The sequence below is a fragment of the Streptomyces griseosporeus genome (assembly GCF_014656055.1).
Taxonomy (GTDB): domain Bacteria; phylum Actinomycetota; class Actinomycetes; order Streptomycetales; family Streptomycetaceae; genus Streptomyces; species Streptomyces griseosporeus.
In genome coordinates, this window is record NZ_BNBR01000006.1 from 543,330 (window position 1) to 563,512 (window position 20,183).

Below are 20,183 nucleotides of genomic sequence, written 5' to 3' on the forward strand. Positions count from 1 at the left end.
AGCCGACGGTGACACACAGTGACAACGATCAACAGCGCGAGCCACGGGCGAACACGCAGAGAGCCGGAGCGCCTCCTCCCTCACCCCTTTAGGATGCGAACGCGAATACGATCATCGACCATTTGATCGACAACGGGGAGCACGGGGGATGGGATACACGATCCCGGGTTGGCTTGACGAGATACTCGACTTCATCGGGATCAACTTCCCGAACGTGGACGAGGACGACTTCCGCGAAATGGGCACGGCGATGCGGGAGTTCGCGGACAACTTCGAGGGCAAGGGCGGCGACGCCCACCAAGCGGTGACCCGGATCCTGTCCTCCTCGCAGGGCTGGGCCGTGGACGCGATGGAGAAGCACTGGTCGCACGTCAAGGCCGGGCATCTCGACAAAATCCCTGAGCTGGCGCGGCTGTTCGCGGACGCGTGCGACGTCGTCGCCGACATCGTCTACGGGATGAAGATCAAGGCCGAGATCGAACTCGGCGCGATGGCCGCCTCGGTGGGTATCTCGCTCGGCCTCGCGGCCTTCACCGGCGGCCTGTCCGCGCTGCTCGGCGCGGCCGAGATCACGGCGATGCGGCAGGCGGTGAAGCGGATCGTCGACGAGGCAGCCGACCGGATCGTGGACGAGCTGGTCGCGCGGGTGACCGAGCCGGTCAACGCCAAGCTGGAGAAGATGGTCGAGGACGCGGTCCTGGACCTGGCCGAGGGTGCCTTCTCACTGCCGCCGGAGCCCAACGCGGGCGGCGGTGGCGGTGGCACCGGCAAGCACGGCCACGGCGGCGGCATGCAGCTCGCCTCGGCCGGCGGCGGGGCGATGATGCTCGCCTCCGCCGGTGGCGGCCCGGGCGGCGGCGTGGACCTGTTCATCGACCACGTCGAGTTCGAGGACGGCGCCGACAAGGTCTCCCGGCACGGCGGCGACCTGCACACCGCCGTCACCGCCCCGCTGGAGCGAGCCAAGGGCCACTTCGGCCGCACCAAGGGCAAGGACGCCTTCACCGCGCCCTTCGAGTCGGTCCTTGAGGGCGCCCTCAAGGGCTCAGAGAAGGCCGTCAAGAAGGTCGTCAAGCACCTCGCCGAGACCGTCCCGGACCGCGTGAAGGCCACCTCCCGCCTCCACAAGGGCAAGGACATCGACGCCGGCCGCCGCGCCAACAACGTCCACGTCAACTCCAGCAAGTCAGGAGACGGTTCGGGCAGCCACCACGGCGCCCCCGCCTCCGGCCGCAAGCCGGACCCCGGTCTGAAGATCGACTCCTCGAAGCTCTCCCAGCAGGCCCGCGAGCTGGAGGCGAAGGAGACCTGCGGCGACCCCATCGACATGGCCAGCGGTCAGATGATCCTGGCGGAGACAGATGTCGAACTGCCCGGCATCCTGCCACTGGTGCTGCGCCGCACCCACCTGTCGGGATGCACGACCGGACGGTCCTTCGGGCCGTCCTGGGCCTCCACCCTCGACGAACGCCTCGAGAGGGACGACGCGCTGGGCGGCTTCTGGTGGTACCGCGAGGACGGCTCGGCCCTCGCCTACCCCCGTCTTCCCGATCTGCCCGGCGATCGTGTCGGCCCGGCCGAGGGCGTGCAGTTGCCCCTCACCTACGTCACGCGCGGCAGCAGTTATGTCCTGACCGTGGAGAACCCGCGGACCGGCCTCACACGGCACTTCGAGCCCGCGGCATCCCGCGACGGTGTGTGGTGGCTCGTCGGTGTCCAGGACCGCAACGGCAACACGGTGACCCTGGAACGCGACGAGCACGACATGCCGCTCACCGTCACCCACAGCGGTGGCTACCAGGTCCTCGTCGACGTCGCGGAGCACCATGTCGTCGGCCTGGCGATCGCCGCGGAGAGCGGACCGGTGCCAGTCCGTTCCTTCCGTTACGACGAGTCCGGCAACCTCATCGAGGTGCACAACGCGGTCGGCGCCGCGACCCGCTTCACGTACGACGAAGCCCAGCGGATCACCGGCTGGCAGGACTCCAACGGCACGGAGTTCACGTACGTCTACGACGCCGCGGGCCGGGTGGTCGAGACGCGCGGTACCGACGGCATCCTCAACTCCCGGCTTTTGTACGGCGATGCCCGGGACGACGGCAGCAGCACCGTCACCTACACCGACTCCCTCGGTCACGCCACGGTCTACCGCGCCAACCGCCACGGCCAGATCGTCGCCATCACCGACCCGCTCGGGCACACCACCACTCAACAGTGGGACCGCCATGACCATCTTCTGGCCCGCACCGACCCGCTCGGACGCACCACTCACTGGGACTGGGACGAGCAGGGCGACCTGACCTGCGTGACCGCTCCCGACGGGAGCAGGACCCGCATCACGTACAACGCGCTTCACCTGCCGGTCAGCATGACCGGCCCGGACGGGGCGGAGACCCGTCAGGAGTACGACGCGCGGGGGAACCGTACGGCGGTCATCGGCCCCGACGGCGCCACGCACCGTTTCACCCATCATCCCACCGGCGCCCTGGAGAGCATCACCGACCCGCTCGGGGGTGTGCTGCGCCTGGAGGCCGATGCGGCCGGGCTCCCCGTGGGCGTGGTGGATGCCCGCGGCGCCCGCACCGTGTGCCGCCGGGACGCCTTTGGCCGGCCCGTCGAGCTGACCGACGCGCTCGGCGGGACGAGCCGCTTCGTCTGGGACGCCGAGGGCAGGCTCCTCACCCGTGTCTCCCCCGACGGCGGACAGGAGTCCTGGGAGTGGGACGGCGAGGGCAACTGCGTCCGCCACACCGACCCCCTCGGCGGCGTCACCACCAGCACCTTCGGCCCGTTCGACCTGCTCGCCTCGCGGACCGGCCCGGACGGTCACACGCACACCTTCGTCCACGACACGGAGCAACGCCTGGTCAAGGTCGTCAACCCGGCGGGGCTGACATGGACCTACGAGTTCGACGCCGTCGGCCGTGTCCTGGCCGAGACCGACTTCGACGGTCGTACGACCCGCTGCTCCTACGACGCCGCCGGCAACCTCGCCGGCCGGACCAACGCGGCCGGCCAGGAGGTCACGTACGAGTTCGACCTCAACGGCCGGCTCACCGCGAAGACCGCCGACGGCGCGCGCACCTCGTTCTCCTACGACGCCGCCTCCCGTCTGACAGCGGCGGAGAACACCGCGTGCGCCCTGGAGTTCACCTACGACCCCGCCGGGCGCCTGCTGACCCAGAGCGTGGACGGAGCCACCCTCCGCCTCGGCTACGACCGGGCCGGCCGGCGGACATCCCGCACCACCCCCACCGGGGCGCGGACCAAGCTGAGCTGGGACGAGACCGGCAACCGCTCGGCCCTCACCGTCGACGGCCGGCACGCGCTCACCTTCAGCCACGACCTTCTCGGCCGTGAGACCGAGCGGGCCGTCGGCACGGACCTCCGCCTGGTCTCGGACTGGGACGTGCGGGGCAGACTCACCCGCCAGACCCTCACCGCGCGGGCGGGCCACCGGATCCGTGAGCGCCGGTACACCTACCGGGCCGACGACCATCTCACCGCCGTCCACGAAGACGTCACCGGACGCGCCACGGGCTACACCCTCGATCCGGTGGGCCGACCGCTGCGCGCCACGGGTCCCGCCGGCCCGGAGGCCTACGCGTACGACGCGTCCGGCAACCAGCTCACCGCCGACTGGCCGGACCGCGCGGCCGACCCCGCCGCGCGCGGCGAACGCGAGTACACCGGCACCCGCGTCCTGCGCGCGGGACGCACGCACTACCGCTACGACGCGGCCGGGCGTCTCGTCGAACGGGTCAAGAGGCGTCTGTCCCGCAGGCCCGAGGTGTGGCGCTACTCCTGGGACGCGGAGAACCGTCTCACCTCCTGCACCACACCGGACGGCGTCACCTGGCTCTACCGCTACGACCCTCTGGGACGACGTACGGCCAAGGTCCGGCTGGACGAGTCGGGTGCCCCCGTCGAGGAGATCCGCTTCACCTGGGACGGCCCGCGGCTGGCCGAGCAGACGACGGTGTCCAGCGGCACCACGCTCACCTGGGACCACGACGGCTTCCGTCCGCTGGTGCAGTACGAACGCAAGCCGATGGGCGAGGAGGAGATCGACTCCCGCTTCTTCGCCATCGTCTCGGACCTGATCGGCACCCCGACCGAGCTCGTCGACGAGACCGGCGAGATCGCCTGGCGCACCCGTGCCACGGTCTGGGGCACCACAGCCGTCAATCCGGACGCCACCGCCTACACCCCGCTGCGCCACCCCGGCCAGTACGCCGACCCCGAGACCGGCCTCCACTACAACTACTTCCGCCACTACGACCCGGAGACCGCCCGCTACGTCAGCCCGGATCCGCTGGGCCTGATGCCGGCGCCCAACCCCGTCGCCTACGTCCACAACCCGCTGGACCTGTACGACCCGATCGGGCTGGCGCCCTGCCGGAGGGACCACTACACGTGGACCGACGGCGCCAACGGACAGGGCGGCAGCATCCGCTACAGGGCCCACGATCACCTCGGCCGTCCGACCGGCGTCTCCGCTTGCATCCGGCCCGAGATGCTGGACACGGGCACGGAAGCGGGGGGCGCCTGGCCGCCGGGCTGGCGCGGCAACGGAAACGCCTTCAACGAGGCCCGCGGCCACCTCCTTGCCAATCGTCTCGGCGGGGCGGGCAAGCACCACAACGCCAAGCACAACCTGGTGACCCAGACGAACAACCCCACCAACTCGCCGTACCAGCGGGACCTGGTCGAGGGCCCGATCTACGAAGCGGTGAAGAAGGGCGAGGTCGTCCAGTACGACATCAAGCCGATCTACGAGGGAACCAATCCCATACCCATCCGCCTCGAGTACTCCGCCTACGGGAACAGGGGCTTCGAGCTCACCGGCTGGCTGGACAACCCGGCCGCCGGCGTGCGCACCGCCGTCCCCGGGTGGAGTCCCTGACCGGCCGGGACACCCTGACTGGGTAGAGTCCCGGTCCGGCGAACGTACCCGCCCCCGACCTTCGGAAGCGTTGGCTTATGCCCCGTACCACCCCACCCCGCCCCATCGACGTGGAGACGCTCTTCCCCGAGCTGGCGGCGGTGCGCCGGACCGCCACCCGGCTGCACCCGCGTCGTGGCACCCCGACCGCGGCGGACAGTTCGGTCGGCGGCCCGATGCTGTGGCCCGCCGACGAACCGTGGCCGGTCTGCACGATCCCCCACAAGCGCGGCAGCGGCTTCCGCTATGCGGACGTGCTGCGCGAGCGGGAGATCCTGGAGCGAGCCTGGCGGCGTGACCCGCGCCGGGGCCCCAACGCCGAGGAAGGCGAGGAACTGTCGCGCTTCAAGCGGGGGCGGCATGCCCCGCACCTCGCCGATACCGACCCCATTCCGATGCTCGCGGTGGCCCAGCTGTACCGGCGTGACGTGCCCGGTCTGCCCGACACCGGCGAAGGGGATCTGCTGCAGGTCTTCTGGTGCCCCTTCGAACGGCACGGCGAAAGCCGGCACGAGATGCACGTCGAGCTGCGCTGGCGCCGGTCCGGAGAGGTCGGCACGCCCCTGATCGAACAGCCGGCCCCGGAAGTCGTCGGCCGGCAGGAACTCGTCCCGAACCCTTGCGTCCTGCACCCGGAAGAGGTGGTGGAACACCCCTACCTGGAAGTCCTCGAACCCGCCCTCCGCGCGCGCCTCGAGGCATGGGAAGGACCCGAGGACGAGGACGCCGAAGACGAGGAAACCGAGGACGGGAGCGGTGACGAGAGCGCCGAGCGGCCGAGCTACGTCTACGACCTGTCCACGGCCCCCGGCTGGAAGGTCGGCGGTTACATCGCCTGGAACCTCACGGGCCCGGCACCGTTGAACTGCTCGGCCTGCGGCACGGAACTCGTCCCGCTTCTGACCGCCGACCGCCGCGAGTGGGATCCCGGTACCACGAGCTGGATCCCGTACGAGGACCGGCAGGAGGCGACCACCCGCTGGGCCAATGTCCCGACGGAGGTCTCCCCCGGCCAGGGCCGCCTAATCATCACCGTGTGCCCCCGCGACTCCCACCACCCTTTCCGCCTGGTCACCCAGTGAGAACAGGGCAGGGCTGTCCTGGAGTAACGTAGAGGACGCCATGCAGAGCCGGTCACAGCAGAAACTCCGTGAGTACCGGGAGCGGGCCGCGCTGAAGGCCGTCGAGGCGGAGCTCGGCGACCTGCGGAGCGCCGACGGCACCCCGCTGCGGCCCGGTGAGGAGCCGGAGTGGGTGGCCGAGGCGATCGAGTGGGCGTTCAGCGTCCACACGGACCCGACCGACCGCCTCCCCGACGACGCGTCCCCCCAGCACCTCGACGCATGGCTGGACCGCTTGCTGTCCACGAACGGTCTCACCGGCCGCCTCCACGTCAGGACCCACCTCAGCATCCACCCTTGGCTGGCGCTCGACGCCCCCGTCCTCGGCTGGACGGCCCGGCTGCGTAACGCGATCGAGGAGCCGTGGATGTTCCTGTCGGGCGCGTTCGACACGCTGCTCATCGTGTCCGAGGCCGAGTACTTCTACGAGGCGTACGTGTGCCACCGTCCTGCCTGATCAGGGCTGTCCAGGCCGGGTCATCCCTGACCAGGGCTAGGGCTAGGGCCGAGGCCCCGGGCCGTGAACCCCGCGACCAGGGCTGAGCCGTCACCCCCGACCAGAGCCACCCCCGCCCGAGACCGACCCCGCCCCCACCGAGAACCGCACCCCCGTAAGCTCCTCCGACACATCCCACAGCCGACGCGCCACCCCCGCATCGCTCGCCGCCCGCGTCCGCCCCACCAGCGTCGGCGCGCCCCGCATCTCCGCGAAGCCGTCCGGGCCGACATAGGCCGCCCCCGGTACGTCCTCCACCGCCGCGTACAGCGTCGGCAGGGCGCCCGCGCGGTCGGACTGGGCGAACAGGCGGTTGCCGAGCTGCATCAGGAGCCGTGTCACCGGGTTTCCCGCGTGGCTCTGGAGGTTGGTGGCCGCCCAGCCGGGGTGGGCCGCCACCGCCCGCACCGGCGAGCCCGCCTCCGTCAGCCGGCGCTGCAGTTCCAGCGTGAACAGCAGGTTCGCCAGCTTCGACTGGGCGTAGGCGCGCTGCGGGTTGTAGCCGTTCGCGAAGTCCAGGTCGTCGAAGTGGATCGCCGCGCCGGGCCACCGGTGCGCGCCGGACGCGACCGTGACCACCCGGTCGGTGACGTGCGGCAGCAGCAGGTTCGTCAGCGCGAAGTGGCCCAGATGGTTGGTGCCGAACTGCATCTCGAAGCCGTCGCGCGTCCGCTGCCGCGGCAGCATCATCACGCCCGCGTTGTTGATCAGCAGGTCCAGCGGCCCGTCCCACCCCGCCGCGAACTCCCGCACCGACGCGAGATCCGCCAGATCCAGCCGCCGTACCTCCGTGGCGCCGCTGATCCGGCCCGCGGCGGCCTTCCCCCGCTCCTCGTCCCGCACGGCGAGGACGACACGCGCTCCCGCCCGCGCCAGCGCCTCGGCCGTGACGAAGCCGATGCCACTGTTGGCGCCCGTCACCACCGCCGTACGCCCCGACAGGTCCGGCAGGGAGTCGAGGCTCCACCTGCCGCTCGCGTCCTTCTTCTGATCCGCCATGAGCCCAATGTAGGCACCGCCAACAATGCTGTCAATGACAACAAAGCTGACATCGTCAACATGGCGTTACGATGCTGTCCATGCCCGAGAGCCGCCCCTACCACCACGGAGACCTGCGCGCCGCCCTCCTCAAGAGCGCCGAACGCACCCTCCGCGACAAGGGCGCCGCCGCGCTCTCCCTGCGGGAACTCGCCCGCGACGTCGGCGTCAGCCACGCCGCGCCCGGCCGGCACTTCAAGGACAAGCAGGCCCTCCTCGACGCACTCGCCCTCACCGGCTACGAACGCCTGCTCCGCACCCTCGGCGCCGCCGACGCCCCCGACCGGCCGATCGAGGAGCGCATGACCGGGCTCGCCCGGGCCTACCTCGGGTTCGTCATCGACAACCCGGCACTCCTGGAACTGATGTTCGCGCGCAAGCACGAGCCCGACACCACCGGCCGCCTCGCCGAAGCCGTCGACGAGACCTTCGGCTCCCTCACCCGGATCGTCGCCGACGCCCAGGAACGCGGCGAGATCATCCCCGGCGACCCCGAACGCCTGATGCTGGTCGTCGCCTCCAGCCTGCACGGCCTCGCCGCCCTCGTCGCCGCCTGCGCCCTCTCCCCCGAGGAGGCCCTCGCCGGCCTCGACGAACAGGTCCACCACCTGCTGCACGGCCTCACGCCCCGCTGACACCCCCTCATCGAGGAGGGGAGGACGGGGCAGTGGGTCAGAAGTGGGTCAACGACGGAACCACACCCCAGGTTCCGCATCGTCCTCATTGCCCGGCGTGACCTGCCGTGATACACAGAGTGACGATACGACCCCGTGTACTCCGCCCGCGCCGGAACACACCCGCCGGTGTGGCGCGCTGACACGGCGTCGGCCAGCAGTTTGTACGAAACCCGCCAATCAATGACGCCAAGTCGACATACGACGGCGCGATTGTCGGCGAGAATGAGGCCTGACCTCTGCACACCGCAGGGGACTGCGGAACTACCCAACAGGGGCGGTGACTTACATGCTCTTTGCGGCCGATAAGGGAGACATCAACACCATCATCGGCGGGATCGCTCCGGACTGGGGCCCCTTCGGCAGCCTGGGCAACGAAGCCAAGGTGATGATCGAGGTCGTGATGGCCGTCGCCATCCTGCTCTGCCTCGGCATCGCCGTCTGGGGCGCCGCCAAGCAGCGCATCGGCGCCACGGCCCTGCGCGACACCTTCAGCGCCGAGCAGGGCAAGGGCCTCATCATCGCCGGGCTGACCGGGGTGTTCATCATCGGCTCACTCGGCACGCTGTTCACCATCGTGTACGGCATGGCCGTGTAGCCCCGCCCGGCTGTCCCCCTCGCGTCCCCGTCCTCTCCGGCCACGCCCGGTCCGGTCCCCTCCACCCCACCCGCCCGTCGTGCCCACCGGCTGAGGTTGCGTTTCCCTGATGTCGAGTCACCACACCGCGCCCGTACGGGAGCCGGCCCGGCTACCGTCGTACTTCTACGTGTCTACGTGTCTTTGCACGACGTCGAGGGGGCGTACGCGGCATGAGTCTCGGTGACGAGCACGACGGTTACGGCGGTACGGGCCAGACACGCACCCGCCTGCCCGAGGGCGACCCCTACGGAGGCGCCCGCCGCACGGCCCGCTCCTCCTCCCGGAGCCTGGTCACGGTCGTCGGCGTCGTCGTCCTGCTCATCGCGGCGATCGCCTTCGCGAACCGTGGAGGAGACGATTCCGCAGCCGACAACACGCCGGCCGACGCCACCAAGCCCGAAACCACGGCAACGGCCCCGACCGGGGTGGCCCCGGTACGGACGGGGACCGGCGGCATCCCCACGGGGTTCGCGCACGACCAGCAGGGGGCGCAATCGGCTGCCGCGAACTTCTCGGTTGCCCTGGGGTCGGCCGACATGTTCAACACGGCGAGACGGCATGAGATCGTGAACAGCGTCTACGCCCCCGATGTCGCCGCCGCCCGGCAGGCCGCGCTGGACAGCGCCTACTCGAGCGAGAAGTTTCTGAGCAACATCGGCCTCACCAAGAACGGCACCGCTCCGGCCGGGCAGACCTTCGTGTCCCGGGTCATTCCGGTGGGCACCAAGGTCACCGCGTCCGGCGCCGACAGCGCCACCGTAGAGGTCTGGTACACCTCGCTCTTCGGCCTGTCCGGCCAAGCGTCGACCAACCCCGTCACCGAGAGCTGGTACACCACGACCTACCAGCTGAGGTGGATCAACAACGACTGGAAGGTCACCGACTTCCAGCAGAAGGACGGGCCCGTGCCGGTCGGCCGCGACCAGCAGGCCTCCACCGCCGACGACATGACGAAGGCCGTCGAGGAATTCGGAGGGTTCACGTATGCGCGCTAACCACCGCTTCCTCAAGCTCATGGCCGTCGTCGCCGCCGGACAGGGCGCCGTCATGCTGCAGGCGACCCGTGCTCTGGCGGCTCCCACACCCACGCCGACAGCCGGCAATGACCCGTGCGACCTCATCCGCGGCCCCGCCAAGGACTACTGCGAACGAGGCAACGGCTCCAAGGGCACCGGCGGTGGCACCAACACCCTGGACCCCACCACCACTCTCGACCCCCTCAGCTCCCTAGCCAAGGGCTGCGCCGACGCCGCCTCCTGGACCGTCGACAAGCTCTCCGCCGCCGTAAAAGAGACCGCCTCCGTCGACTTCACCAACCCCAAGTTCCTCCAGCAGTACGCCATCGTCTTCGCGGCCTCGGCCATCCTCACCCTCGTCCTGTGGCTGCTGGCCGTAGCCAAGCGGGCGATCCGCGGCGTGCCGTTCACCACCGCCGTCTCCGAGGCGATCGGGTTCCTCTGGCTCACCGTCCTCGCCTCCGCCTTCACCCCGCTGATCCTCTACACCGTCGTCTCGGCGACCGACGGCGTCAGCGACGTGCTCGCGAAGGCGACCGGCGACCAGACGGACACGTTCTTCGGGACGTTCAGCGAGGCCCTCAAGAAGGGCAACGACATCGGCGGCGGGCCGATCATGCTGATCCTCGTCTCCCTCGTGTCGATCCTCGCCGCCGGCGTGCTCTACCTGGAGCTGTTCCTGCGCGCCGTCCTGCTCTACGTCGGCGCCCTCCTCGGCGTCGTCGTCTACGCCGGCCTCGTCGACAAGAACCTGTGGGGCCACGTCCGCCGCTGGGCCGGGATCATGATCGCGGTGATCCTCGTCAAGCCGGTCATCGTCATCGTGCTCGGCCTCGCCGGAGCCCTCAGCAGCGACAGCGGCCCCGACTCCCTCGCCGCCGTCGTCTCCGGCCTCGCCATCATCCTGCTCGCCATCTTCGCCAGCGGCATGATCTACCGCTTCGTCCCCGGCTTCGGCGACGAGATCGCCAACTCCCGCAACAACCGCATCATGCAGGGCGCGGAGGGCAAGGCCGCCGCCGTCATCAGCTCCCCCGCGACCCTCGTCGCCCAGGGCATCAAGACCCACAGCAGCCGCGCCGACAGCAACGGCGGCGGCCAGTCCGCGACCGCGAGCAGCACCCCCCGCCCGGCCAACCCGGCCTCCGGCGGCGTCGCCGCGCACAGCGGCCGCACCTCGACCGGTGGTGGCGGCGGATCTGTCCCCTCCGCCGCACCCCCGCCCCGCACCAGCGCGGTCAACACTCCCCACGCCAGCAACACCCGCAACAGCAGTACCAACCGCACGGGAGGTGAAGGGCGTTGACGACCGAGTCCCACGTGTCCCATCCGGTCACGCCCCGCCGTACATATCTGATCGGCCGCGCCCGGCCGAACGCGATCGTCGGCCGCAACCGCGAGACCGGCGAGATCGCGCTGATCATCGTGGGCGCGTTCCTCGGCATGATGTGCGGCCTCCTCGTCCCCGTCCTCCCGCTGCGCATCCTGCTGCTCACCGGCTTCCCGCTGGTCGCGCTGGCCGCGGTCTACGTGCCGTACAAGCACCGCACCTTCTACAAGTGGTTCGAGATCAACCGCAGCTACAAGCGCACCGTGCGCCGCGGCGCCACCTACCGCTCCGCCGCGATCGAGGCCGGCACCCGGCTGGACGGGCGTGAGGTCGAGGTCGGGCCCCCGCCCGGCATCGGCCGGATCACCTGGCTGGCCGCGCCCTTCGGGCCCGACGAGATCGCCGTGCTCCTGCACGCCGACCGCAGAACCGTCACCGCGGCCATCGAGATCGAGGGCCCCGGCGTCGGCCTGCGCGACAGCGAGGACCAGGAAGCCCTCGTCGACCGCTTCGGCACCCTGCTCAAGCACGTCGCCAACGGCGACGGCTTCGTCACCCGCCTGCAGATGCTCGCCCGCACCCTGCCCGCCGACCCCGACGCCCACGCCAAGGACGTCGCCGTCCGCGGCGACGAGAAGGCACCGGGCTGGCTGCAGGAGTCGTACGACCAGCTGCTGTCGATGGTGTCCACCTCCAGCGAGCAGCACCGCGCCTACCTCGTCGCCTGCATGCACTACACCCGCGAGCTGGCCGCCGAGGCCAACGCCATGGCCCGCGCCGCCCGCACCCAGGCCGGCGGCCGCAAGGTCGACCGGGACGCCGGGCTCGCCGTCGTCATGGCCCGCGAGCTGACCGACATCTGCTCGCGCCTGCAGGAGGCCGACATCCGCGTCCGGCAGCCCCTCGGGCAGGGCCGGCTCGCCTCCCTCATCCACTCCATGTACGACCCGGACCACCCGATCGACCACATCCAGGCGATGACGAAACGCAACGCCTGGCCGGCCGAGCTGGACGCCACCGAGCCCACCTACCTCCAGGCCAAGACCCGCGAGTCCTCCACCCGCGCCCCCTGGTGCCACGCCACCGCCTGGATCAAGGAGTGGCCCATGACCCCCGTCGGCGTGAACTTCCTCGCGCCGCTCCTCGTCCACACCCCGGACGTCATCCGCACCGTCGCCGTCACCATGGACCTCGAACCCACCGAGGTCGCCATCGAACGCATGCTGACGGAGAAGACCAACGACGAGGCGGAGGCCTCCCGCGCCGCCAAGATGAACCGCACCGTCGACCCGCGCGACATCGCCGCCCACAACCGCCTCGACCAGCGCGGCGAGGACCTCGCCAGCGGCGCCGCCGGCGTCAACCTGGTCGGCTACATCACCGTCTCCTCCCGCTCACCGGAGGCCCTCAACCGCGACAAGCGGACGATAAGGGCCTCGGCCGGAAAGTCGTATCTGAAGCTGGAGTGGTGCGACCGCGAGCACCACCGGGCATTCGTGAACACGCTGCCGTTCGCCACCGGAATCCGAAGGTAGGGGCTGATGCGCTGATGCGGGACCCGCTGTCCGTCCTCACGGACGCCTTCACGTCCTTCCTGTTCGGGAAGGTCGAGACGACCCGCCTGCCGGTCCGCACCTCCACCGGCCAGGCCCAGGCGGTCTACCTGCCGACCGCCGCGCCCGGCCTCGGCGACTCCGGCGTGATCATCGGCCGCGAGGTGTACTCCGGCAAGGGCTACATCTACGACCCGTTCCAGCTGTACGGCCAGCAGCTGCCGGCCCCGCACTGGCTGGTCCTCGGCGAGTCCGGCAACGGCAAGTCGGCGCTGGAGAAGACGTACGTCCTGCGCCAGCTCCGCTTCAAGGACCGCCAGGTCGTCGTCCTGGACGCACAGGGCGAGGACGGCGTCGGCGAGTGGAACCTCATCGCACAGGAGCTGGGGATAACTCCCATCCGCCTCGACCCGATGGCCGCCCTCGACCACGGCATCCGCCTCAACCCGCTCGACCCGTCGATCACCACGACCGGTCAGCTGGCCCTGCTGCGGACCATCATCGAGGTCGCCATGGGCCACGGCCTGGACGAGCGCGCCGGCTTCGCCCTCAAGGTCGCCCACTCCTACGTCAACGAGACCATCGTCGACCGCCAGCCGGTCCTGTCCGACATCGTCGAGCAGCTACGGCACCCGGAGCCGGAGTCGGCCGAGGCGATGAACGTCGCCATAGACGACGTACGGGCATGGGGCCTGGACGTCGCCCTGGTCCTGGACCGCCTGGTCGACGGCGACCTGCGGGGCATGTTCGACGGCCCGACCACGGTCGGCATCGACCTCGACGCCCCGCTGATCGTCTTCGACCTCAGCCACATCGACCGCAACTCCATCGCCATGCCGATCCTGATGGCGATCGTCGGCGTGTGGCTGGAGCACACCTGGATCCGCCCCGACCGCAAGAAGCGCATCTTCCTGGTGGAAGAGGCCTGGCACATCATCAACAGCCCGTTCGTGGCCCAGCTGTTCCAGCGCCTGCTGAAGTTCGGCCGCCGCCTCGGCCTGTCCTTCGTCGCGGTCGTCCACCACCTGTCCGACGTCGTCGACGGCGCGGCGGCGAAGGAAGCGGCGGCGATCCTGAAAATGGCCTCCACCCGCACGATCTACGCCCAGAAAGCCGACGAGGCCCGGGCGACCGGCCGGGTCCTCGGCCTGCCCCGCTGGGCGGTGGAGATCATCCCGACCCTCACCCCGGGCATCGCCGTCTGGGACGTCAACGGCAACGTCCAGGTCGTCAAACACCTGGTCACCGAGACCGAACGCCCCCTCGTCTTCACCGACCGCGCGATGACCGAGTCCTCCGACGACCTCGCCGACGACGCCCTGCGCGCCGCCGAACTAGAGGCGGAGGAGCGGGCGGCGGCCTTCATGGAACAGCACCTGGGCGACACCGAGTCCACGGTGGCGTAGGCAGGGGGGCACGACGTGGCACCGGACAACCAGCGCGGGCAGCGAGACGGCCAGGGCGGCATCCCCGACGGCCTCCTGGTCGGCATACTCGCGTTCCTCCTCGGCATGACCCTGCTGGTGTGGACGGCGACGGGCCTCGCCGGCTGGTTCGCCCACGGCGCCTGGCCCGACGGGGTGACCTTCACCCGCACCCCCCTGGCCATGCGCCACCTCATCGGCCGGCCGCACGACGTCCCCGGCGCCTGGCCCGACACCCCCGCACCCCAGCTCTCCGGGTACGGCCTCTTCTGGGGCCTGTTCATCGGCCAGCTGATGATCCTGTTCGTCCTGACCGTCTTCACGCTGGGCACGGTGGCCCGGTGGAGAGCGGGACGGGCGAGACGCCGGGCACAGGGCACGCCGGTGGTGGAAGCGGCTCCCGAGGTACGGCGGGACGATGTGCGCCGCGAGGAGGTACGGCCGGAGGAGGTACGGCCGGACGAGGTGCCCGCGCCGCGCACCGCGCCGGAGCTGTCGGAGAGCCGGGAGGAGACCGCGACGGCCGGCTCCCCGTCAGACGGCAGACAGACGAGCGGGTGGGAAACGGCCCGCCCCGAAGGCCCGGTGCACTACGGCCCCGCCGCGACCCGCCACACCACCGCCATCCAGGCCGTCCAGGACGCCGACGGCCCGGTCCTGGTCCTCACCTCCTCCCCCGCCCTCTGGCACGACACCAAGGACGCCCGCGCCAAACTCGGCCCCGTCCACCTCTACGACCCCACGCACACCTGCGACACCCCGGCCCGCCTCCACTGGTCCCCCACCGCGGCCTGCGAGGACAAGGACACCGCCGCGGACCGGGCCACCGCCCTCCTCGCCCCCGTCCGCCCCACCTCCCGCCTGGACCAGGCGGTCGCCGACACCGCCGCGACCCTGCTGCGCAGCTACCTGCACGCCGCCGCCGTCGACGGCCGCACCGTCCGCCACGTCCACCGCTGGGCCCAGGGCACCCAGATCCAGGACGCCGTCCGCGTCCTCCGTACCAGCCCGAAGGCCGCCCCCGGCGCCGCGGGCGAACTGGAGGCCGCGCTCACCGCCCACCCCGACCGCCGCGACATGGCCCAGGAACTCCTCACCCGCGCCCTGTCCGCCCTGTTCACGGTCAACGTCCGCGAGGCCTGCACTCCCAACCGAACTGATGCGCTCGCCTTGGATTCCTTCGTCCACGAAGGGGGCACGCTTTATGTGGTCGGTGAATCCATCGAGGACCCCAGGACGAACCCCGGCGCGATGCCGCTCCTGACGGCCCTCGTCTCCAGCGTGGTCGAGCGCGGCCGGCGCATGGCCGAACGGTCATCCTCCGGTCGGCTCGACCCACCACTGACGCTCGTCCTCGACGACGTCGCCGCGGTGGCTCCGCTTCCCCAGCTGCCGGAGCTGCTGGCCACCGGGGCGGACCGGGGCCTGCCGACGCTGGCCCTGCTCCGCTCCCGGGAACAGGCCCGCGCCCGCTGGCCGCACGCCGAACTCCCCGTCTGACACCCGGCCGTTCACTGCTTCTCCAGCACGAACTCCAGCTCCACCTGCCCCGGCGCCTGCGGCAACGGCACGGTCACCCCGCTGGGCTCGAACCCGGCCTTGCGGTAGAAGGCCTGCGCCCGCGTGTTCTCCTCGTGCACGATCAGCCGCACCCGCTCGGCCCCGGACCCCCACGCCCACTCCAGCGCGGCCTCGAACAACGCCCCCGTGACGCCGGTCCCCCGGTACTCCGGCCGTACGAACACACCGACGACATGCCCCTGCCGCCGCTCCACGGGAAACCCGGCCCAGTCCGTCGTACCGGACTCCTCCACGAGCACGGTCGCGGTCCCGGCCCACTGCCCGCCGGCCGCCTCGGCGACGAACTGCCGCACCCCGCTGCCCTCGCGCGCGCCCCGCGACGCCCGCCCCTGCCAGAACGCGTCTGGCTGCCCGGCCGCCTCCTCGTACGTCTCCAGGAACGCGAGGTGAGCGACGGGGTCCCGCAGCGCGTCCAGCCGCAGCTCCTTCACGGCCCGCCACTCATCGGCCCGAACCGGACGTACGACGACGCCGTCCCCGCTGCTCACAGTCATACCGGCCACCGTAGTACCCCGGTACTACGCCCTCACCCGATATACCGCCGCCGTCCGACGCCCCGCCCGCCCCCGCGGCGGAGCATCGACACCATGATTACGGCCCACCACCTCACCAAACGCTACGGCGACAAGACCGCCGTCGCCGACCTGTCCTTCACCGTCCCCGCCGGCACCGTCACCGGCTTCCTCGGCCCGAACGGCGCCGGCAAGTCCACCACCCTGCGCATGATCCTCGGACTGGACGCGCCCACCCACGGCCACGCCACCGTCGCCGGCCGCGCCTACGCCACCCACCCGGCGCCCCTCACCGAGGTCGGCGCCCTCCTTGAGGCCCGCTCGGTCCACCCCGGCCGCACCGCCCACCACCACCTGACGGCCCTCGCCCTCACCCACGGCATCCCCCGCGCCCGCGTCACCCGCGTCCTGGAGCTGACCGGCCTCACCGACGTCGCCCACCGCCGCGTCAAGGGCTTCTCCCTCGGCATGGGCCAGCGCCTCGGCATCGCGGCCGCCCTGCTCGGCGACCCGGCCACGCTGATCCTCGACGAACCCGTCAACGGCCTCGACCCCGAGGGCGTCCTGTGGATCCGCACCCTGCTGAAACGGCTCGCCGCCGAGGGCCGTACCGTCCTCGTCTCCTCGCACCTGATGAGCGAGATGGCCCTGACCGCGGAACGCCTCGTCATCATCGGCCGCGGCCGGCTCCTGGCCGACACGACGGTCACCGAGTTCGTCCGCCGCTCCGGCACCACCACCGTCAAGGTCGTCACCCCCGACGCCCCCGCCCTCGTCCGGCACCTGACCGCACCCGGCGTCACCGTCACCGGCGACACGCCCGGCACGCTCCACGTCCACGGCACCGACGCCGAGCACATCGGCCGCACGGCCGCGGCCCACGGCATCCCCTTGTTCGAACTCACCCCCACAGGTGCCTCCCTGGAGGAGGCGTTCATGGCCCTCACCCACGACTCCGTCGAGTACGCCCCCGCGGAAGGAACCCACGCATGAGCACCCTCGCCGTCACCCCGGCCCGCGTCCTGCGCTCCGAATGGCACAAGCTGTGGACGGTCCGCTCCACCTGGATCAACCTGGCCCTCACCCCGGTCCTGACCGTCGCCACCGCCGTCGCCGTCGCGTCCGCCTACACACCCGGCGAAGGCGCCGACGACATCGACCCCGTCCTCCTCACCCTGATCGGCATGCAGTTCACCCAGATCACGGTGGGCGTCCTCGGCGTGCTGATGACGGCGGGCGAGCACGCGACCGGCCTGGTCCGCGCCACGATGACCGCCGTACCGCGCCGCCTGCCCGTCCTGTGGTCCAAGGCGGCGGTCCTCGCCGCGGTCTGCTTCACCGTCGTCCTCGCGACGAACCTGCTGGCCTTCCCCGCGGCCCAGATCCACCTCACCGGCACACCCCTGGCCGCCTCCCTCACCGACCCGGGCGTCCCGCGCGCCCTCGTGGGCAACGCCGCCGGCCTCGCCCTCCTCGGCGTCCTGGCCCTCGCCATCGGCTCCCTGGTCCGCTCGGTCCCCGCGGCCATGGGCATCTTCATCGGCGGGGTGATGATCCTCCCGGAGATCCTCCGGATGCTCCCGTACGACGTGGTCGACCGGGCCGTGCGCTACTTCCCCGGCAAGGCCCTGGAGTCCCTCACCCACGCCGGCCCGGGCCCGGGGCTCGCCTCACCCGGCACGGCCCTGCTCGCCCTCACCCTGTGGGCGGCGGCGACCCTCACCGCGGCGGCCGTCCTGCTCCAGCGACGGGACGTATGACGGACCAGGTGTTCCCCGGCAGCCGGACACCCCCCACCATGGACACCGTGCAGGAGGAGCAGCCGGGGGAACCCCTCACGCAGTACGTCCAACGCGTCATCGCACGGGTGCGCGCCTTCGACAGGCGCCACCCCGTCCTGTGGGACCTGCACCTGACCGCCTTCTGGCTGACGGCCGCCGTGATCGACTACGCGGGCGACGGCTGGCGCAACGTCACCCGCAACCCCGCCACACCGGAATGGCTGGTCCTCACCCTCAACCTGGGCTTCGCCGTTCCCCTCCTCTGGCGCCGCACCCACCCCCGCACGATCCTCCTGGCGACCACCCCCCTGGCCCTGACGAACGCCTGGACAGGCGCCACCCTCCAAGCAGCCCTCCTCCAACTCCTGGTCATCCACCACATCGCCCTGCGCCGCCCCCTGCGCACGCTCCTCTGGGCGATCCCCCTCTGCCTCACCCCGGTGATCGTGACCGCGACCCGCCACTCCCGAGGCGGCGCGGACGACGACATCGTCCCCCAGCTGCTCTCCCTCCTCCTCGCGGCCGTCCTCGGCATCGCCCTGCGCACCCGCCGCGACTACACGGCCGCCCTGGAGGACCGCGCCCGCCGCCTGGAGACGGAACGCGACCAGCAGGCTCGCCTGGCCACCGCCGCCGAACGCGCCCGGATCGCCCGCGAGATGCACGACATCATCGGCCACAACCTGTCGGTCATCACGGGCCTGGCCGACGGCGGCCGCTACGCCGCCGCCAAGTCCCCCGCCCGCGCCGGCCAGGCCCTGGACGCGATCGCCACGACGAGCCGGCAGGCCCTGACGGAACTACGCCGCCTCCTCGACGTCCTGCGCGACGAGGACCCGCCCCCACCGGAACCCACCCGCACCCCCCAACCCACGCTCACCGACCTGGACCACCTGATCGAGGGCGTACGCCGAGCAGGCCTCCCCGTCCACACGGTCACCCACGGCACCCCACCCGCCCTCCCCCCGGGCCGCCAGCTCACGGTCTACCGGGTGATCCAGGAGGCCCTCACCAACACCCTCAAACACGCGGGCCCGAACGCCACCGCCGACATCACGCTCTCCTACGACCAGAAGGGCGCCGTCACGGTCACGGTGACCGACACCGGCCGCGGCGGCACCCCCTCGGACGCCGGCTCCGGCCGGGGCCTGCCCGGCATGCGCGAGCGCACGGCCCTGTACGGCGGCACCCTCGAAGCCGGCCCCCGCCCGCACCCCGACCGGGGCTGGCGGGTCCGACTGCACCTACCGGAGGACGTCCCCCAGTGACCACCGTCCTGATCGCCGACGACCAGCCCCTGCAGCGTTTCGGCTTCCGCATGCTGCTGGAGAGCCAGGACGACATGGCCGTCCTCGGCGAGGCCGCCAACGGCTCCGAGGCGATCCGCATGACGGCGGAACTCCGCCCCGACGTCGTCCTGATGGACATCCGCATGCCGGGCCTGGACGGCATCGAGGCGACCCGCCGCATCACCCTGGCCGGCGACCGCACCCGCGTCCTGATCCTGACGACGTTCGACCTGGACGAGTACGCCTACGCGGGCCTGCGCGCCGGCGCCTCGGGCTTCCTGATCAAAGACGCGCTGCCGGAGGAACTCCTCTCGGGAATCCGCGCGGTGGCCTCCGGCGACGCGGTGGTCGCCCCGGCCCTGACCCGCCGCCTCCTGGACGCGTACGCCCAGCTCCTCCCCACGCCCTCGGCCGACCCGGACGCCACGGACCCCCGCCTGGCGGCCCTCACCGACCGCGAACGCGAAATACTCACGGCGATGGGGCGCGGCTGGACGAACACGGAAATCGCGGACCGCTTCCACCTGGCCGAATCGACGGTCAAAACCCACGTGGGCCGCATCCTGGCGAAGACAGGCTCCAGGGACCGCATCCAGGCGGTGATCCTGGCGTACGACACCCGCCTGGTACACCCGTCCTGAAAGGCCTGGAAAGGGCCTGAAACGGGCCGAAAACGCAGAAAACCCCGCACCAGAAGGTGCGGGGTTTCCCGGAAAAATTGTTCGGCGGCGTCCTACTCTCCCACAGGGTCCCCCCTGCAGTACCATCGGCGCTGTGAGGCTT

Annotated in this window: 16 protein-coding genes; 14 read left to right on the forward strand and 2 right to left on the reverse strand. The window is 71.3% G+C overall.

The window, feature by feature from the left end:
- Positions 1 to 148: 148 nt before the first annotated feature.
- The 3 genes from IE308_RS29115 to IE308_RS29125 all read left to right on the forward strand — a co-directional run bounded on the left by IE308_RS29115 (position 149) and on the right by IE308_RS29125 (position 6,523).
- Positions 149 to 4,906: a DUF6531 domain-containing protein gene (locus IE308_RS29115; protein WP_190220181.1), complete on the forward strand. Its 4,758-nt coding sequence runs from the start codon at positions 149 to 151 to the stop codon at positions 4,904 to 4,906.
- Positions 4,907 to 4,983: 77 nt separating this feature from the next.
- Positions 4,984 to 6,027, forward strand: coding sequence for a hypothetical protein (locus IE308_RS29120; protein ID WP_190220182.1), 1,044 nt, complete (start codon positions 4,984 to 4,986; stop codon positions 6,025 to 6,027).
- A gap of 40 nt (positions 6,028 to 6,067) precedes the next feature.
- Positions 6,068 to 6,523, forward strand: a complete 456-nt coding sequence (locus tag IE308_RS29125) for a hypothetical protein (protein WP_190220183.1) — start codon at positions 6,068 to 6,070, stop codon at positions 6,521 to 6,523.
- Between the two features lie 90 nt (positions 6,524 to 6,613).
- On the opposite strand, the gene IE308_RS29130 is transcribed toward IE308_RS29125, so the two are convergent.
- Complete coding sequence (locus tag IE308_RS29130; RefSeq protein WP_190220184.1) at positions 6,614 to 7,561, reverse strand: oxidoreductase; 948 nt, start codon at positions 7,559 to 7,561, stop codon at positions 6,614 to 6,616.
- Between the two features lie 71 nt (positions 7,562 to 7,632).
- On the opposite strand from IE308_RS29130, the gene IE308_RS29135 reads away from it, so the two are divergent.
- The 7 genes from IE308_RS29135 to IE308_RS29165 all read left to right on the forward strand — a co-directional run bounded on the left by IE308_RS29135 (position 7,633) and on the right by IE308_RS29165 (position 15,737).
- Positions 7,633 to 8,235 carry a TetR/AcrR family transcriptional regulator gene (locus IE308_RS29135; protein WP_190220185.1) on the forward strand — a complete coding sequence of 201 codons (603 nt, stop codon included), beginning with the start codon at positions 7,633 to 7,635 and terminating at the stop codon, positions 8,233 to 8,235.
- 328 nt (positions 8,236 to 8,563) lie between these two features.
- Positions 8,564 to 8,872, forward strand: a complete 309-nt coding sequence (locus IE308_RS29140) for a DUF8827 family protein (protein WP_014673544.1) — start codon at positions 8,564 to 8,566, stop codon at positions 8,870 to 8,872.
- Between the two features lie 212 nt (positions 8,873 to 9,084).
- A complete protein-coding gene (locus tag IE308_RS29145) occupies positions 9,085 to 9,909 on the forward strand; it encodes a hypothetical protein (RefSeq protein ID WP_190220186.1) in 825 nt (274 codons plus the stop codon).
- Positions 9,899 to 11,236 carry a hypothetical protein gene (locus tag IE308_RS29150; protein WP_190220187.1) on the forward strand — a complete coding sequence of 446 codons (1,338 nt, stop codon included), beginning with the start codon at positions 9,899 to 9,901 and terminating at the stop codon, positions 11,234 to 11,236. Before IE308_RS29145 ends, IE308_RS29150 begins: the two co-directional genes overlap by 11 nt.
- On the forward strand, positions 11,233 to 12,795 hold the full coding sequence (locus IE308_RS29155; RefSeq protein ID WP_110629006.1) for an SCO6880 family protein: 1,563 nt from the start codon (positions 11,233 to 11,235) through the stop codon (positions 12,793 to 12,795). The genes IE308_RS29150 and IE308_RS29155 overlap by 4 nt, the downstream gene beginning before the upstream one ends.
- 14 nt (positions 12,796 to 12,809) lie before the next feature.
- Positions 12,810 to 14,219: an ATP-binding protein gene (locus IE308_RS29160; RefSeq protein WP_110629007.1), complete on the forward strand. Its 1,410-nt coding sequence runs from the start codon at positions 12,810 to 12,812 to the stop codon at positions 14,217 to 14,219.
- 15 nt (positions 14,220 to 14,234) lie between these two features.
- On the forward strand, positions 14,235 to 15,737 hold the full coding sequence (locus IE308_RS29165; RefSeq protein WP_190220188.1) for a type IV secretory system conjugative DNA transfer family protein: 1,503 nt from the start codon (positions 14,235 to 14,237) through the stop codon (positions 15,735 to 15,737).
- An 11-nt stretch (positions 15,738 to 15,748) separates the two neighbouring features.
- On the opposite strand, the gene IE308_RS29170 is transcribed toward IE308_RS29165, so the two are convergent.
- Positions 15,749 to 16,312 (reverse strand): GNAT family N-acetyltransferase, encoded by a 564-nt coding sequence (locus tag IE308_RS29170; protein ID WP_190220189.1) that lies wholly within the window; start codon positions 16,310 to 16,312, stop codon positions 15,749 to 15,751.
- Between the two features lie 93 nt (positions 16,313 to 16,405).
- Between IE308_RS29170 and IE308_RS29175 the strand changes: the two genes are divergently transcribed.
- The 4 genes from IE308_RS29175 to IE308_RS29190 are packed head-to-tail and all read left to right on the forward strand — an operon-like array spanning position 16,406 to position 20,041.
- Positions 16,406 to 17,323 carry an ABC transporter ATP-binding protein gene (locus tag IE308_RS29175; protein ID WP_110629010.1) on the forward strand — a complete coding sequence of 306 codons (918 nt, stop codon included), beginning with the start codon at positions 16,406 to 16,408 and terminating at the stop codon, positions 17,321 to 17,323.
- Complete coding sequence (locus IE308_RS29180; protein WP_190220190.1) at positions 17,320 to 18,090, forward strand: ABC transporter permease; 771 nt, start codon at positions 17,320 to 17,322, stop codon at positions 18,088 to 18,090. The genes IE308_RS29175 and IE308_RS29180 overlap by 4 nt, the downstream gene beginning before the upstream one ends.
- A 38-nt stretch (positions 18,091 to 18,128) precedes the next feature.
- Entirely contained in the window at positions 18,129 to 19,379 is a 1,251-nt protein-coding gene (locus IE308_RS29185; RefSeq protein WP_190220191.1) for a sensor histidine kinase, read from the forward strand.
- Positions 19,376 to 20,041 (forward strand): response regulator, encoded by a 666-nt coding sequence (locus IE308_RS29190; RefSeq protein ID WP_190220192.1) that lies wholly within the window; start codon positions 19,376 to 19,378, stop codon positions 20,039 to 20,041. Before IE308_RS29185 ends, IE308_RS29190 begins: the two co-directional genes overlap by 4 nt.
- Positions 20,042 to 20,183: the final 142 nt, after the last annotated feature.

What these genes read in the sequence shown, in the direction of transcription:
- IE308_RS29115 (WP_190220181.1), top strand. Translation starts at nt 149, where the DNA reads ATGGGATACACGATCCCGGGTTGGCTTGACGAGATACTCGACTTCATC.
- IE308_RS29135 (WP_190220185.1), top strand. Translation starts at nt 7,633, where the DNA reads ATGCTGTCCATGCCCGAGAGCCGCCCCTACCACCACGGAGACCTGCGC.
- IE308_RS29170 (WP_190220189.1), bottom strand. Translation starts at nt 16,312, where the DNA reads ATGACTGTGAGCAGCGGGGACGGCGTCGTCGTACGTCCGGTTCGGGCC.
- IE308_RS29130 (WP_190220184.1), bottom strand. Translation starts at nt 7,561, where the DNA reads ATGGCGGATCAGAAGAAGGACGCGAGCGGCAGGTGGAGCCTCGACTCC.
- IE308_RS29175 (WP_110629010.1), top strand. Translation starts at nt 16,406, where the DNA reads ATGATTACGGCCCACCACCTCACCAAACGCTACGGCGACAAGACCGCC.
- IE308_RS29145 (WP_190220186.1), top strand. Translation starts at nt 9,085, where the DNA reads ATGAGTCTCGGTGACGAGCACGACGGTTACGGCGGTACGGGCCAGACA.
- IE308_RS29125 (WP_190220183.1), top strand. Translation starts at nt 6,068, where the DNA reads ATGCAGAGCCGGTCACAGCAGAAACTCCGTGAGTACCGGGAGCGGGCC.
- IE308_RS29150 (WP_190220187.1), top strand. Translation starts at nt 9,899, where the DNA reads ATGCGCGCTAACCACCGCTTCCTCAAGCTCATGGCCGTCGTCGCCGCC.
- IE308_RS29160 (WP_110629007.1), top strand. Translation starts at nt 12,810, where the DNA reads ATGCGGGACCCGCTGTCCGTCCTCACGGACGCCTTCACGTCCTTCCTG.
- IE308_RS29180 (WP_190220190.1), top strand. Translation starts at nt 17,320, where the DNA reads ATGAGCACCCTCGCCGTCACCCCGGCCCGCGTCCTGCGCTCCGAATGG.
- IE308_RS29185 (WP_190220191.1), top strand. Translation starts at nt 18,129, where the DNA reads ATGGACACCGTGCAGGAGGAGCAGCCGGGGGAACCCCTCACGCAGTAC.
- IE308_RS29120 (WP_190220182.1), top strand. Translation starts at nt 4,984, where the DNA reads ATGCCCCGTACCACCCCACCCCGCCCCATCGACGTGGAGACGCTCTTC.
- IE308_RS29140 (WP_014673544.1), top strand. Translation starts at nt 8,564, where the DNA reads ATGCTCTTTGCGGCCGATAAGGGAGACATCAACACCATCATCGGCGGG.